Raw genomic sequence first — 14,425 nt, 5'->3', positions numbered from 1 at the left:
GGTGACGCTCGATGGGCGGTGACACGGCGGCCGTCATCCCGGCCGCCAACGAGGCGGACCGCATCGCGGCCACCGTCAGGGCGGCGGCGGCGCTGCCCGGCGTCGACCTCGTCGTGGTCGTCGACGACGGCTCGTCCGACCAGACCGGCCGGGTCGCCCGCGCGGCCGGCGCCCGGGTGGTGCGCCACAGCCGCAACAAGGGCAAGGCCGCCGCGATGGAGACGGGTGCGGAGTCCGTACGCCTCCTCGACGAGGACGCCGCTCCCCGGCATCTCCTCTTCCTCGACGCCGATCTGGGCGACACGGCCCAGGCCGCCGCTCCGCTCATCGAGCCCGTACGCGCGGGCGAGGCCGACATGACCATCGCCGTGTTCACCACCCGGGTGCGGCTCGGCGGCCACGGCTTAGTCGTCCGCCTGTCGAAAGAGGGCATCCGCCGGGCGACCGGCTTCGAGCCCGCCCAGCCGCTCAACGGCCAGCGCTGCCTCACGAGAGCCGCTTTCGAGGCGGCCAGGCCGCTGGCGCACGGGTTCGGCGTGGAGACGGCGCTGACGATCGACCTGTTGCGCAAGGGCTTCCGGGTCACCGAAGTCGAGGTCGACATGGCACACCGCGCCACCGGCACCGACTGGCGGGCGCAACTTCACCGGGCCGTGCAGTTGCGCGATGTGGCACGCGCCCTGGCCACGCGGGAGCCACTTGTCACGCAAAATCTGGACAAAGTTCGATTCAAGCGCTGACCACCTGCCGTACGGGAAACGTTCGCTCGGTGATCGGGAGAACGTCCGGCGTGAGGAGGTCTGACCTCGTCCGTCCGGAACCACCTGGCGAATGTGCTGGAATCTTCCGGTGACTTCGCAATCGTGGCGCGACAAGGCACGAGGCCGGCTCGCGTGGGCGGCCACGGCGGCGATCGGCGCCTCGATCCTGCTGACGCTCAGCATCGGCCTGCTCGGTCCTTCGCCGATGGTCCCCGCGTTGACCGGCGCTGCCTGGCAACCGCCCTACTCCTTCGAGGTCCGGCCCGACCCCCATCTCACGATCGCCATGGCCGCCGCCGCCCTCGTCCTCGGCGGCCTCGGCCTCCTGCTCGCCCTGTCCCTCATCCGCGGTCCCCGGGTCCTCCCTGAGCTCGCGCGCACGGCGGTCATGATCGGTTGCCTGGCCGCCGGCGTGCTCGCGTTCCTGCCTCCCTCGGGTTCCGGCGACCACCTCAACTACGCCGTCTACGGCCGCATGGTGACGCTGGGCGTCGACCCCTACACCCACGGCGCGGTGGATCTTCCCGGCGACCCCGTCGCCGATGCGGTCGAGGAGCCGTGGCGGGAGGAGCCGAGCGTCTACGGTCCGGTGGCGACGGCTCTGCAGGCGGTGGCGAGCTGGGTGGGCGGCGACTCGCTCCGGCTGACCATATTCGTGCTGGCCCTGTTCAATGCCGCCGCCTTCATCGTGACGGGCCTGCTCATCGACCGGTTCGCCCGTGGCGACCCGGCGAGACGCCTGCGCGCCGCGTTGTTGTGGACCGCCAACCCGCTCCTGCTCTACCAGTTGGTGGCGGGCATGCACGCCGACACCCTCGCCGTCGCCTGCATGGTCGCGGCACTGCTGTCCAGGGCCCGCCCGGCGGGTTCGGGTGTCCTGCTCGGCCTCGGCGTGGCCATCAAGATCAACGCCGGCCTCGTCGCCCTGGGCCCGGCCTGGGAGTTGCGACGGCGCCCTGCCCGGCTGGCGCTCATGGCCGGGTGCGCCCTCGCCGTCGTGGTCGCCGGTTACGCGATCGTCGGCACGGCGGCGATCGAGCCGATCACCCGCACCAGCAAGGCCATCTCGCACGCCTCGTTCTGGAAGCTCGTCCAGGGCTGGCTGCAGTCCGTCGTGGGCACCGGCAGCGCCTACCGAGGAGAGATCCAGGTGGGCTCCCTCCTCGTGCTCGCACTCGTCGCCTGGTCCCTGTTCCGCCTCGCATCCGGTACGGCGTCGCGTGCCGGTTCTGTGGCCACGGACGGAGGAGGCCCGGAGGCTCCCGTCGTGGCGGCGGTGCTGGTGGTGGCGTACGTGTTCGCGACCCCCTACATCCTGCCGTGGTACGACGGGTTGGCGCTCGGCCTGCTGGCGCTCGTGACGGCGTCGGCGCTCGACATGTTCGTGGTCGCGCACCTGCTGGTCCTGTCGCTGGCCTACCTGCCCGCCAGGGTGGAGGGCCAGCCACAGGACCTCGTGTGGCTCAGTACGGAGCTCAGGCCCCGGCTCGCGTGGGCCCTGCTGGCCCTGACCGTGGCACTACTGGTGTGGGCGTGGCGAGCTGCAGGGCGCGCACGCACGCGGCCAGCGTCAGCGGCACGGCTACCGTCAACGCCATAGAGGGGATGGCGATGCCCGAGTCGTTCATGAGGAAGGCGACGAACGCGCACGCGAGCGTACCGAAAAGGCCCGCCCTGAGCACCGGGGCCAGCGCGTAGACCTGGCCCAGCGCGGAGGCGCCCCAGCGTGACGGGCGGGCGAGCACCAGGAAGAGGAAGGCCAGCGCGACCACGGAAAGGAGGGTCAGCGACCAGTTGCCGACGGTCACGCCGACCATGGCGGTGAGCTTGCGCCCGACCACCGTCCACGCCTGGCCGTCGATGATCTGCTGCACGAAGGTGCCCAGGTGGGTGCGTTCAGGCTCCGGCCGCAGCCAGTCGAACACCGACAGCGTCCCCACGAGCAGCGCGCCCGCCAGGCCGACGAGCGCCAGTTTCAGCAGTGACACGCGCCGGCCCGACAGGAGGATGAGGAAGACGGCCAGCCCGATCACGAAGGCCGGCACGCCGCCGAAGTCGGCCCCCCACGACGGCCATCCGTCCGCGAAGACGGCCAGCCCTCCATAGGCCGCGCACGCCACGACGACCACGACCCTGGACGTCCCCTTGCCGAGCAGCCACTGGGCCACTCCGGCCAGGCCGAGCAGGGTGCCGGTGGCGTAGACGGCGAAGGCGATGTTGCTGAAACCGTAGAACCGTCCTCCGGTGACGGGCTCGTAGCCGGTCACGGCGTTCACCTGGAGCTTGGAGCCGGTCATGACGTCGAGGAGGAGCGCGAGCGAGGTGACGGCGGCGACCACGGTGAGAGGGCCGAGCACGTGGGAGCGCCACGGCCCCGCGAAGGCCGCGGCGGTGATCAGGGCGGCGATGGCGACGATCGTCACGATCACCGACGCCATCGGGTCCGGCAGCGTCCACCAGGGCACCAGCTGGGCCAGGAAGGTCGACACCGGAATGGCGCCGCTGACCACCGCGACGACCTGGACGGCGACGAGCAGCCTGGACGCGCTCGCCAGGCCCGCGGCCGAGCCGTCCGCCGGCGGCACGACCGCGGAGGTGGCCGGTGTTTCCGGCGAGGAGGGGGGCGGCGGGGTGCCGTTCTTGAAGCGGCGGCGCAGAGCCAGGGCGGCGAGGGCGTAGAAGAGGAGCTGCACCGTCACCAGGACGGTGAAGAAGGGGCCGCGTACGTCGCGTAGCACCTGGCTGGCCAGGTCGGCGTCGGCCAGGTCCGCCACCGTGCCGGCCGGGTCGGGCGGGGCGGCGTCGCCGGAGCGCCACGGGCGGCCGACGACCTCGCGGGGCGCCGGCAGGCCGAGGAGCTGGACCGTGGTGGCGGTGAGGTCGGTGATCGTGACCAGGGAGTCCTGGCGGGTGGAGGTGGCCGTGAGGCGGCCGTGCGGGAACGGCGGGCCGCCGGGAGCCGACGGGCCGGCGGCGATGGCCACGTGGAGGTGGGCGTTGGGCGTCACGTCGGAGACGCCGGCCAGCAGGACGGAGGTGCCGGCGGGCAGATTGCCGAGGAGGGCGCCGATCTGCCGGTCGGCCCGGGCCACCGCCGCCTTCCTGGCCTCGGCGGGCATCGGTGCGGGGACTCCGTACTCGTCCAGGGGGCGGGCGGCCCAGGCGGTCGCCAGGTCAGCGGCTTCGAAGACGACGAGGTCGTAGGGGGTCAGGTCGGCGGCCGAGCCCAGGTCGGGGGCGTAGGCGGCGACGTCTCCCGAGGCGTCGGCCGCTGCGAGCGCCGCTCCGGGGCCGATCGCGGCCACCTTCCCTCCGCCGTCCCCCACGGCCCGGCCCAGGGTGCCCAGCCGGGCGTCGAAGCCGGTCTCGCCCTGGTGGGCGCTCAGCGCCTCCCATCCGGGGATCGTGGCGCCCTGCCCCGACTGCCGGGGCGCGGGGGCCGGGGTGCAGCCCTTGCCCGGCGTACCCGCTCGCTGGCCCGCCGAGACGGTCAGCCAGCCCGCCGTGGGGCAGGTGATGCCCCGGTCGGGGGGCGGCACCGTACGGGTGGAGAGCGAGGCGGAGGAACCCCTGCCGACGAGGTCCCACAGGTGGGGCGTGCGTGACCGGTCGAGGTCGCTCCACTCCAGGCCGGGCACGCCGACCAGGGCCACGCGCCCCCCGACCGCCCGCTCCTGCGTCGGATCCGCGCCCGCCGCCGCGGGCGCGACGGCCGTGGCCAGGGCGATGCCCAGCAGCAACGTCAACACGCGGCGGAGGGAACGGCCTGATCGCACACGCCGTCGGCCGCGCGACTCGTGCCCGCCGTCGTACGGGTCCGGCCTGGCGTCGTTGGGCATGTGCGGGAGCTCCAGCGTTTCGGGGAAGGATGTGCGTCCGATCGTAGATGCTGAGCACGGGCGGGCCGGGTCGTCGGCACGGCGCGGGCCGGGGCCCCGGGCGCGGGCAAGGCGGCGGCCGGGACGGCGTGCCCGGCACGGTACGCTGCTCGGTCATGAGGTCCGTGAGTACGTGCCACCCCCAAGGGGCGGGAACCGTGCGGCGAGCAACACTCCGTTGACCCTTGGCCACGTCAAGCCCCGATCCCGAAGCGACTCCCGGCCCGGCAGCCTCCGGCGGGCCGGCGGCCACGCCTGCGCGATCACCGGAAAAGACCACCCGTGAGCGCCCAGCCGGCGATCCGCCCGCCCCGCGACGCGGGGGAAGCGACGGAGCAGGTCCGATGACCGGGGGCGTGGGGCGGCGGCAGTGGTGGGCGTGGGCGGTCGTCGTGCTCGTCGTCGCGGCGGCCGTGACCCCGCTGGTGCACACATGGCTCACCAATGCGGACGATCAACGCCTGGTCGACCTGGACGTCTATCGCACCGGGGGGCAGATGCTCCTCGACGGGCGGCCGGTGTACGACTACTTCACCCCCGCGCCGCAACTGCTGCCGTTCACCTACCCGCCCGTCGCGGCGATGCTGGCCGTCGGGCTGGCCGGGATGTCCTGGGGCGTCGCGCAGTGGGTGTGGACGGCCGGGATCTTCGTGGCGCTGGCCGTGACCGTGGGCTTCGCGTTCAGGGGCGCCCTCGGCACGTGGCGGAACTACGCGCCGTGGGCCTTCGCCCTGTTCATGGTGGCCTGCGCGTACATGATGCCCATCCGGGACCAGGTGCGGTTCGGCCAGGTCGACATCCTGCTGGTCGCGTTGTGCCTGGCGGACTGCGTGGCCAGGAGGCCGTGGTGGCCGCGGGGGTTCCTGATCGGGCTGGCCACGGCGGTGAAGCTGACGCCCGGAGTCTTCCTGATCTACCTGCTGGTCACCCGTCAGTGGCGGACGTTCTTCATGGCGGCGTTCGCGGCGGCGGTGCTCACGCTGCTGCCGTTCGCGGTGATCCCGCAGGACGCGGCCGACTTCTGGTTCTCGGCGCTGCTCGATCCCGAACGCCTCGGCGCCAACGCGGCCACCACCAACCAGTCGATCCGCGGCATGCTGATCCGCCTCTACCTGCCCGACCTGCTGACGTCCGCGATCTGGCTGGTGATCGTGGCGGCGGTCGGCTGGTATGGGTTCCGCGGCGCGCGGGACGCGTACCAGGCGGGCGACTCCATCACCGCGGTCGCGCTCGTCGGGCTGATGGCCGTGCTGCTCTCGCCGGTCGCCTGGATCCACCACCTGGCCTACGTCGTCGTGGTGCTCGGCGCGATCGTCGGCGACGGCCGCGATCAGGTCAGGCTGCGGGTGGCGGCCGGGGTGTGGCTCTATTACGTGGTGCCCGTCCCGTGGTGGGGTGTATCGCTGAAGGCGGCCGACATCCCGGGCGTCAGCCTGGTGCTCGGGAAGATCGTCCAGAACGGGTTCGGGTTGGGAGCGCTGGCCCTGGTGTGGTTGCTGGTGTCCTGGGTGCCGAAACGCCGGATGCTTGCTTGACCCGGCCATTACGCTATGTGTCGTGCTCGTTACCGCATGGGTCTTCGTGGGCGTTCTGGCCGGGGTCAGCGGCGTGCTCATCGGCTGTCTGGCCCTCCGCCGGGCGCAGGCCACGGTGGAGGACTGCCGGCGGCTGCTCGCCCGGCAGACGCACGAGGGCGGGCGCGATCTCAAGGCCGTCAGAGACGTGGCCGTCTGCCGGTACGACGCCCTCGCGGAGATGACCGGGCGGCTGTCGTTCTCGGTGGCGATGATCAACGGGCTGGGTGACGGCATCGTGCTGACCTCGATCAACGGGCGCAGCGAGACGCGTACGTACGTGCGGTCCGTGGTGGGAGGAAAGGGCGAGCAGCAGCTGTCGCCCGAAGAGGAGGAGGCCGTGCGCGCGGCCCGCCTGGGGCTGGGTCCGCTGATCACGGCCCGGGCTTCGTGGCAGCTGTAGCCGGTCGTCCCCCACGCGCTCGGCCGAATGGTCACCATGCGCTGTCCACCTGCGGATATTCTGGACTCATGCCCCGTCTCGCCTATCTCGGACCCGAAGGCACCTTCACCGAAGAGGCCCTGCGGCTCCTCGACCCCACCGCCGAGCGCCTGCCCTGCGCCAACGTGAGCGCCGCGCTCAACGCCGCCCGCGCGGGCGATGCCGACGGCGCCGTCGTGCCGCTGGAAAACTCCATCGAGGGCGCCATCACCACGACGCTCGACGAGTTCGCCTGGGGCGAGCCGCTGCTGATCACGGCCGAGCTGCTGCTGCCCGTGCAGTTCTCGCTGCTGGCCCGGCCCGACACCGAGATGGCCCACGTCAAGCGGGTCTACACGCATCCCGCTGCCATCACCCAGTGCCGCGCCTTCATCTCCCGCGAGCTGCCCGACGCCGTCGTGGTGGCCGCCCCGTCGACGGCGGCCGCGGCCCAGGAAGTGTCGCTGCCCGGCTCCCCCTACGACGCGGCCATCGCCGCCCGCATCGCGGGCGAGCACTACGGGCTGGTCGAGCTGGCCTCCGACATCGGCGACAGGTCCGACACGGTGACCAGGTTCGTCCGGGTCGGCCGCCCTCAGCCGCTGCCCGCGCCGACCGGTTCCGACCGCACCACGCTGGTGGTCTTCCTCGCCGACGACCACCCGGGCGCGCTGCTGGAGATGCTGACGGAGTTCTCCGTACGCGGGGTCAACCTGACGCGCATCGAGTCGCGGCCGACGGGCGACGGCATCGGCCGCTACTTCTTCCACTTCGACTTCGAGGGGCACATCGCCGACGCCCGTGTCGGCGAGGCGATCGCGGGGCTGCACCGCGTCTGCGGCGAGGTGCGGTTCCTGGGGAGCTATCCGCGGGCCGACGGGGTGACCCCGCTGATCAGGCGCGGCACGTCCGACGGCGCGTTCGGCGAGGCGGCCGAGTGGCTGGCGCGGGTCCGCTCCGGCCAGGTCTGAGTACGCCGGCACGCGTGGCGGCTCGTGACGCGGGGTGGCGGCGGGCGGCGGCGGGCGGCGGCGACTCGGCGTAATAGAGGGGCGGGCCGCGGTCCGGCGCCGGTAGCCTTTTCCTTGTGATTGACCTGCGTACCCTTCGTGAGGATCCCGACCGGCTACGGGCGTCGCAGCGTGCCCGCGGTGAGGACGACTCTGTCGTCGACACGCTGCTCGACCTGGACGGACGCCGGCGTTCCGCGCTGACCGCGTTCGAGTCCATGCGGGCCGAGCAGAAGAGCATGGGCAAGTCGGTCTCCAAGGCGCAGGGCGAGGAGAAGGCCGCTCTGCTCCAGCGGGCCAAAGACCTCGCGAGCCAGGTCAAGGCCGCGGAAGCCGAGGCGGAGAAGCTGGGGGCCGAGCTCGACGAGGTGCTCCAGACGGTGCCCAACATCGTCGATGAGGGCGCGCCCGAGGGCGGCGAGGACGACTACGTCGTGCTGGAGACCCATGGCGAGCCGCGCGCGTTCGACTTCACCCCCAAAGACCACCTGGAGCTGGGGGAGGCGCTCGGGGCCATCGACATGGAGCGGGGCGCCAAGGTGTCCGGCTCGCGGTTCTTCTTCCTCAAGGGCGTCGGCGCCCGGCTGCAGCTCGGCCTGCTCAACATGGCCATGCAGCAGGCGATCGAGGCGGGGTTCACGCCGATGATCACTCCGGTGCTGGTCAAGCCGGAGACCATGCAGGGCACCGGCTTCCACGTGGCCCACGACAAGGAGATCTACCGCCTCCCTGAGGACGACCTCTATCTGGTCGGCACCTCCGAGGTGTCGCTGGCCGGCTATCACGCGCAGGAGATCCTCGCGGCCGACGACCTGCCGCTGCGCTACGCGGGCTGGTCGTCGTGCTTCCGCCGCGAGGCGGGCTCGTACGGCAAGGACACCAGGGGCATCATCCGGGTCCACCAGTTCGACAAGGTCGAGATGTTCTCCTACGTGCGTCCCGAGGACGCCCAGGAGGAGCACCGGCGGCTGCTGGCCTGGGAGAAGGAGATGCTGGCCAGGATCGAGGTCCCCTACCGCATCATCGACACGGCGGCGGGCGACCTCGGCATGTCGGCGGCCCGGAAGTTCGACTGCGAGGCGTGGATCCCGACCCAGGGCCGCTACCGCGAGCTGACCTCGACCTCCAACTGCACCGAGTTCCAGGCGCGCAGGCTCGCCGTCCGCTATCGCGACAAGGACGGCAAGCCCCAGCACCTGGCCACGCTCAACGGCACGCTGGCCACGACCCGCTGGATCGTCGCGATCCTGGAGAACCACCAGCAGGCCGACGGCTCCGTGGTGGTCCCGCAGGCGCTGCGCCCCTACGTCGGCCTCGACGTGCTGGAGCCGGCCAAATAGCGACCGCCGTCAGCGCCCGAACCCGAAGAGCCCTCCGACCCGCCCGGCGATCCGGTCGAACTGGTAGTAGAGCGCCGGCGGGACGAACGGCTGCATGACCGAGTGCCGCTGGCCCAGCAGCGTGATCACCTGCATGGGCGAGCGGTCGATGTAGCGCGGGAGGTTCTCGAACCACCGGGCGCTGTTGCGGGCGGCCCTCTGCGGCGAGCGGAGCTTCGCCTTCGACTCGCGTTCGTAGGCGGCGAGGGCCGTTTCGAGATTTTTCTGCTGGTAGAGCTCCTTGGCCAGGACGGAGGCGTCCGCCAGGGCCAGGGCGGTGCCCGCGCCGATGGAATAGTGCGTGGTGTGCGCGGCGTCCCCCACCAGCACGACGTTGCCGTGGTGCCACGTGCGGTTGGTCAGCGTGCGGAAGTGCAGCCAGTGCGCGGTGCCGTCGGCCTGTGCCCGCCCGATCAGCGGGTGCCCGTCGAGGATGTCGGCGAAGAGCTTCTCCAGGATGGCCAGGCTGTCGGCTTCCTTCCCCTGGTCGAGCCCGAGCCCTCGCCAGGTTTCCGGGGTGCACTCGATGACGCAGGTGCTGTGCTCCTTGCTGTACTTGTAGCCGTAACACCAGATCCAGCCGTGCTCGGTCTCCACGAAGGCGAAGACGAACGCGTCGAAGACCTTGGTGGTGCCGAGCCAGATGTAGATGTTCTGGCCGGTATGGAACTCAGGGCCGAAGTGCTCGGCGTGGCGGTCGCGCAGCCCGCTGTTGACGCCGTCGCCCGCCACGACGAGGTCGGCGTCGCCGAACTCGTCCTCGTCGGTGATCTCCCGCTCCCACTCGATGCGTACGCCGAGCGACTCGGCGCGTTCCGCGAGGATGCCCAGCAACCTGCGCCGGCTGATGCCGTAGCCGGCCTCCCCTTGCTCGACCGTCACCGTGGCGCGTTCGCGGATGTCCGCGACCCAGGAGTCCCAGCGGACCGAGCTCTCGCTGATGGCCCGCGCGGAGTCGGCGTCGGCCCGGTGGAGATCGTTGAACAGTTCGTCCCAGTAGGTCACGCCCCAGCCGTATGTCGAGCCGGCCGGGTTCCGTTCGTAGATGGTGATGTCGTGGGACGGATCCACACGTTTCATCAGGATCGAGAAGTACAGGTTGGCGGGTCCACCGCCGACGCAGGCGACTTTCACCAGAGCCCCCATTGTGACGCAAAGTAATCAATCTATGCCACAGAGTAGCAGAGGGGCAGAGGGGTACCAGGTCACGGGCCGGAACGGCTCGCGTCGTTCCTGATGAGGGCGGCGCCCGCCACCAGCACGAGAACGGTGAGCGCCGCGGCGATCGCGACGGCGGCCTCGTACGCCTCGGGCGTGCCGCCGGCCCAGCCGTCGAAGGGCAGATAGACGGCCGCGTAGACGAGCGGCGCGCCCACGACTCCGACCGCGGCCGTCACGGGACGCGCCCGGCCCGCGAACGCCAGCACGAGGCAGACCAGGGTGCCGAGCACGGCCGCGACGACGCCGAGCGCCACCAGGCCGAGCGCGTCGTGACCCAGAAGGGCGGCCTCGGCGACCATGGCGAAGAAGCCCAGGCAGGCGAATATGGCGAAGCCGGTGTAGACGCGATGGAACTGGCGCATCCCCGCCCCGACGCCGCCGAAGAGCATGCAGGCGGCCAGGAAGAGCGCCACGTTCCGCTCCAGGCTCACGTCCACGGCCGGGACCTGCTCCGTGGCCGAGCCGGGCCAGCCCACCCGCCGCCACGTCCCCTGGGCGTCGCGGACCAGGATGCCGTCCCGGCCGTTCGCGACGACCACGTCGTGCCCGCCGGGCCGGGGCACCACGGCCAGGCCCATCGGGTGATGCCCGTGCCCGCCGGAGTAGGTCCTGCGCAGCCGCTCGCGGTCGTCGCCGGACGTGGGCCACGACGGCCGCCACGTCTTGCCGCCGTCGTCGGACTGCTGCACGGCCATCCGGTCCGGCACCACCCGGTAGCACCGGGTCGCCTGCCTGGGCACGCACGCGGCGCTCTGCGGCCTTCTGGGCTCGTCCGCCATCACCCGGTCGATCTCCGACCACGTGGCTCCGCCGTCGCGGGAGATCCAGTCCTGGCCGCTCGAAACGTGGACGACGATCCGGTCGCCGTCCACCTCGACGGACTCCGCGGCGGGCATGTGGTCGGCCGACGTGGCGGCCACCGCCAGCACGGTCAGCGGCATCGCCGCGACGATCCGCCATCTGGAGGAGCGGGTACGGAGGCTGCGCCCGCGTACCCACCAGGCCAGCGCGAGCGCGGGGAGGGCCAGCAGGTCCGTGGGATCGGCCAGGACGCGCGACGGGCCCGCCACGAGGCTCCAGACCTGGGAGGCGACCTCAGCGCCCGTCTCCGTCGATTTCACGAGCGTGAACAGCGCCCCGGCGAGCGCGGTGGCCGCCAGATCGGCCCGCCGCCAGAAGAGCAGGGCGAGCAGGGCGGGCGCCACCACGAGACCTGCCACGTCGCTGAGCTTGCCCGTGACGAACCCGGGCCAGGCCTGCTTGAGCAGGTGGTCGTTGACCAGTAGTACGAAGACCCCGGCGACGGTCACGGGGTGACATGACCACGCATACCTCATATAGAGGTCGATGTATGGGAGGGGCCGGCGGTTCAACGGCTGTGTGAGTCGAGTCACAGCCGTGACCTGGCCGACACATGCGAAGACCGGAGCCCGCTGGAATGCGGACCCCGGTCTCTCTCTCGCTGCTACAGGTCAGATGGCTCGGACCTGCGAGGCCTGCGGCCCCTTCTGGCCCTGCGTGATCTCGAACTCGACCCGCTGGCCGTCTTCAAGGCTGCGGTAGCCGTTGCCGACGATCTCGGAGAAGTGCACGAACACGTCCGGCGCACCGCCGTCCGGGGCGATGAAGCCGAAGCCCTTCTCGGCGTTGAACCACTTGACGGTTCCCTGAGCCATAAAAGCTCTCCCTCAGGATGTGAATCTATGGGACCCACACCTCGTGGATCCCGGTGTGTCGTACAGCAAGCACCCGGGGTGGCTCAGACAAAGTCATGCTGGTTTTCACTACGGGATCAGCTAATACAACGCCATCACATCTAACACCATTCTGGCGCGTTGGTGTTCCCGTCCCTAGGAAGATTTCTGTCAGGCGGCATCACCAGGCAAACTGGAACCTGTTATGCAGAGCCTTCCCGCACCCCGTCTAGTGGCCACCGACCTCGACGGCACCGCGTTGCGCACCGACGGAACCGTGTCTCCCCGCACGGCCGCGGCCTTCGCCAAAGTCGAGGAATCGGGGGCGGCGCTGGTGTTCGTGACAGGGCGGCCGCCGCGCTGGATGGGCGGCGTCGCGGGTGCGGTGCGTCACCACGGGCTCGCCATCTGTGCGAACGGGGCACTGATCTACGATCTCCATACCGAACGGATAGTGGAATCTCACCTGATCACGGTGGATGTACTCGAGGAAGTCGTGGCTCAGCTAAGAGCGAACGTGGCCGATCTCGCATTTTCGGTCGAGTATGAAGCCGGTTTTGCGCATGAGTCGGATTTCCTCCTCGGCGCCCTTGACAAGGCCAAGGGGAGCGCCCGCGCCGGCTCCCTCACGGCACGTCCGTGCGCCAAGCTGCTGGCCCTGCACCCGGGCATGGGCCCGGACGAACTCCAGGCCACCGTGCACGAACTGGTGGGGCACCTGGTGACCGCCACCCACTCCAGCCGCAGAGGCCTGATCGAGATGAGCGCCCAAGGCGTCACGAAGGCCAGTGCCCTGGCGGCGCTGGCCGCACAGCACGAGATCAAACCCGCGCAGGCCGTGGCGTTCGGCGACATGCCGAACGACCTGCCCATGCTGAGCTGGGCAGGCACGGCGTACGCCGTCGCCAACGCTCATCCCACCGTGCTGGCGGCGGTCGATCACGTGACCGCGAGCAACGACGACGACGGCGTCGCGCAGGTGATCGAGAAGCTCTACAGGTAGGGGCCGGAACCACCGGGCGGCCGCGGCTGCGGCTCCTCGCCGTGCGGCACGCCGGGCAGCGCCCTGCGCATCTGCTCAAGCTGGGCACGGGCGGCCATCTGCTGCGCGAACAGCGTGGTCTGGATGCCGTGGAACAAGCCTTCGAGCCAGCCGACGAGCTGGGCGTGCGCGATGCGCAGCTCGGCCTCGCTCGGCGGCGTGCCGGTCTCGTCGGTGAACGGGAGCGACAGGCGTTCCAGCTCGTCGACCAGCTCCGGCGCCAGGCCGTCCTCGAGCTCCTTGATGGACGACTCGTGGATCTCCTTCAACCTCTTACGGCTGGCCTCGTCGAGGGGAGCCGCGCGGACCTCCTCGAGAAGCTGCCTGATCATGCTGCCGATGCGCATCACCTTCGCGGGCTGCTCGACCAGGTTGGTGACCGACCGATCGTCCTCGCCGCTATCGCCCTGACCTTGGAAGTCGGGGCCCACCACCACGATGTGGGGGGTGTTGTTGTCCTCAGCATTCATAACTCTCACCGTACTAGCAGGATCTTGCCGACGTGCTCCCCGGAATCCAGCATTCGGTGAGCTTCGGCGGCGTCCGCCATGGGCACCTCCGCGTGGACCACGGGACGCACCGCACCGGCACCGACCAGCGGCCAGACGTTGTCGACGACGCTGCGGACGATGGCGCCCTTCTCCTCCACGGGACGCGAGCGCAGCCCCGTCGCGTGCACGGCCGCGCGCTTGGCGAGCAGGGCGCCCAGGTCGAGTTCGGCCTTGCGGCCGCCCTGGAGCCCGATGATCACCAGCCGGCCGCCGGTGCGCAGCGCTTTGACGTTGCCCGCGAGGTATTTCGCGCCCATGATGTCGAGGATGACGTCGGCGCGTACCTTGTCCGCGAAGTTCTCCTCGCGGTAGTTGATCACCTCGTCGGCGCCGAGCTCCTTGACCCGCTCGGCCTTCTCCGCCGTGCCGACCGTCGCGACCACGTGGGAGCCGAGCGCCTTGGCCAGCTGCACCGCGAACGTCCCGATCCCGCTCGCGCCGCCGTGCACGAGCAGCGTCTCACCCCGGCGCAGCCGCCCGACCATGAACACGTTGGACCAGACGGTGCAGGCCACCTCGGGCAGCCCGGCCGCCTCCCGCGGCGACACACCCTCGGGCAGCGGCATGACCTGTTGCCAGGGCACGGCTACGCGCTCGGCGTAACCGCCGCCCCCGAGCAGCGCGCACACCGCGTCGCCCGGCTTGAACTGCTCGACGTCGGCGCCCACCGCGGCCACCACGCCCGAGGCCTCCAGCCCCGGGTAGGGCGACGTTCCGGGAGGAGGATCGTAGAACCCCTGACGTTGCAGGACATCGGCACGGTTGACCGCGGAGGCGGTCACGTCGATGAGCACGTCTCCGCGCCCCACCTCGGGATCCGGCACCTCGTGCCACTCCAGCACCTCGGGGCCGCCCGGCTCGGTGATCTCAATGGCTCGCATGCGAACCACGGTA

The 14,425-nt window shown here is 71.1% G+C and carries 12 protein-coding genes; 7 read left to right on the top strand and 5 right to left on the bottom strand.

Annotation, left to right across the window (positions count from 1 at the left end; genetic code table 11):
- The first annotated feature begins 11 nt into the window (after positions 1-11).
- The 6 genes from ACTWPV_RS30370 to serS all read left to right on the top strand — a co-directional run bounded on the left by ACTWPV_RS30370 (position 12) and on the right by serS (position 8,984).
- Positions 12-740, top strand: a complete 729-nt coding sequence (locus ACTWPV_RS30370; RefSeq protein ID WP_347645948.1) for a glycosyltransferase family 2 protein — start codon at positions 12-14, stop codon at positions 738-740.
- A gap of 109 nt (positions 741-849) precedes the next feature.
- Positions 850-2,361, top strand: coding sequence for a polyprenol phosphomannose-dependent alpha 1,6 mannosyltransferase MptB (mptB, locus tag ACTWPV_RS30365; RefSeq protein WP_443154403.1), 1,512 nt, complete (start codon positions 850-852; stop codon positions 2,359-2,361).
- 2,622 nt (positions 2,362-4,983) lie between these two features.
- Positions 4,984-6,174: a glycosyltransferase 87 family protein gene (locus ACTWPV_RS30360; RefSeq protein WP_443154402.1), complete on the top strand. Its 1,191-nt coding sequence runs from the start codon at positions 4,984-4,986 to the stop codon at positions 6,172-6,174.
- A gap of 22 nt (positions 6,175-6,196) precedes the next feature.
- A complete protein-coding gene (locus ACTWPV_RS30355; protein ID WP_347645951.1) occupies positions 6,197-6,616 on the top strand; it encodes a DUF4446 family protein in 420 nt (139 codons plus the stop codon).
- Positions 6,617-6,684: 68 nt separating this feature from the next.
- Complete coding sequence (gene pheA, locus ACTWPV_RS30350; protein WP_347645952.1) at positions 6,685-7,605, top strand: prephenate dehydratase; 921 nt, start codon at positions 6,685-6,687, stop codon at positions 7,603-7,605.
- 116 nt (positions 7,606-7,721) lie between these two features.
- Positions 7,722-8,984: a serine--tRNA ligase gene (gene serS / locus ACTWPV_RS30345; protein ID WP_347645953.1), complete on the top strand. Its 1,263-nt coding sequence runs from the start codon at positions 7,722-7,724 to the stop codon at positions 8,982-8,984.
- Between the two features lie 9 nt (positions 8,985-8,993).
- Here serS and ACTWPV_RS30340 read toward each other — a convergent pair whose 3' ends face one another.
- The 3 genes from ACTWPV_RS30340 to ACTWPV_RS30330 form a co-directional block, all read right to left on the bottom strand.
- Positions 8,994-10,157: an FAD-dependent monooxygenase gene (locus ACTWPV_RS30340; RefSeq protein ID WP_443154401.1), complete on the bottom strand. Its 1,164-nt coding sequence runs from the start codon at positions 10,155-10,157 to the stop codon at positions 8,994-8,996.
- 71 nt (positions 10,158-10,228) lie between these two features.
- The gene (locus ACTWPV_RS30335) at positions 10,229-11,554 is read right to left on the bottom strand and encodes a hypothetical protein (RefSeq protein WP_443154400.1); all 1,326 of its coding nucleotides are present in this window, start codon (positions 11,552-11,554) and stop codon (positions 10,229-10,231) included.
- Between the two features lie 162 nt (positions 11,555-11,716).
- Positions 11,717-11,920 carry a cold-shock protein gene (locus ACTWPV_RS30330; RefSeq protein ID WP_043619750.1) on the bottom strand — a complete coding sequence of 68 codons (204 nt, stop codon included), beginning with the start codon at positions 11,918-11,920 and terminating at the stop codon, positions 11,717-11,719.
- Between the two features lie 250 nt (positions 11,921-12,170).
- Between ACTWPV_RS30330 and ACTWPV_RS30325 the strand changes: the two genes are divergently transcribed.
- Positions 12,171-12,941: an HAD family hydrolase gene (locus ACTWPV_RS30325; RefSeq protein ID WP_443154399.1), complete on the top strand. Its 771-nt coding sequence runs from the start codon at positions 12,171-12,173 to the stop codon at positions 12,939-12,941.
- Here the strand turns inward: ACTWPV_RS30325 and ACTWPV_RS30320 are convergent.
- Positions 12,932-13,450 (bottom strand): bacterial proteasome activator family protein, encoded by a 519-nt coding sequence (locus ACTWPV_RS30320; RefSeq protein ID WP_132505806.1) that lies wholly within the window; start codon positions 13,448-13,450, stop codon positions 12,932-12,934. The two genes, ACTWPV_RS30325 and ACTWPV_RS30320, sit on opposite strands and share 10 nt — an antisense overlap.
- Before the next feature lie 5 nt (positions 13,451-13,455).
- Positions 13,456-14,412, bottom strand: a complete 957-nt coding sequence (locus ACTWPV_RS30315; protein ID WP_443154398.1) for an NAD(P)H-quinone oxidoreductase — start codon at positions 14,410-14,412, stop codon at positions 13,456-13,458.
- Positions 14,413-14,425 lie beyond the last annotated feature (13 nt).

It is taken from the genome of Nonomuraea sp. KM88, assembly GCF_052245635.1.
Classification (GTDB): domain Bacteria; phylum Actinomycetota; class Actinomycetes; order Streptosporangiales; family Streptosporangiaceae; genus Nonomuraea.
The sequence above is the reverse complement of the archived record's forward strand: the minus strand, read 5'-3'. Positions and strand labels throughout refer to the sequence as shown.

Bases quoted from the DNA above. Each gene is read 5' to 3' on its own strand.
- ACTWPV_RS30330 (WP_043619750.1), bottom strand. From the start codon at position 11,920: ATGGCTCAGGGAACCGTCAAGTGGTTCAACGCCGAGAAGGGCTTCGGC.
- ACTWPV_RS30315 (WP_443154398.1), bottom strand. From the start codon at position 14,412: ATGCGAGCCATTGAGATCACCGAGCCGGGCGGCCCCGAGGTGCTGGAG.
- pheA (WP_347645952.1), top strand. From the start codon at position 6,685: ATGCCCCGTCTCGCCTATCTCGGACCCGAAGGCACCTTCACCGAAGAG.
- ACTWPV_RS30320 (WP_132505806.1), bottom strand. From the start codon at position 13,450: ATGAATGCTGAGGACAACAACACCCCCCACATCGTGGTGGTGGGCCCC.
- ACTWPV_RS30360 (WP_443154402.1), top strand. From the start codon at position 4,984: ATGACCGGGGGCGTGGGGCGGCGGCAGTGGTGGGCGTGGGCGGTCGTC.
- ACTWPV_RS30370 (WP_347645948.1), top strand. From the start codon at position 12: ATGGGCGGTGACACGGCGGCCGTCATCCCGGCCGCCAACGAGGCGGAC.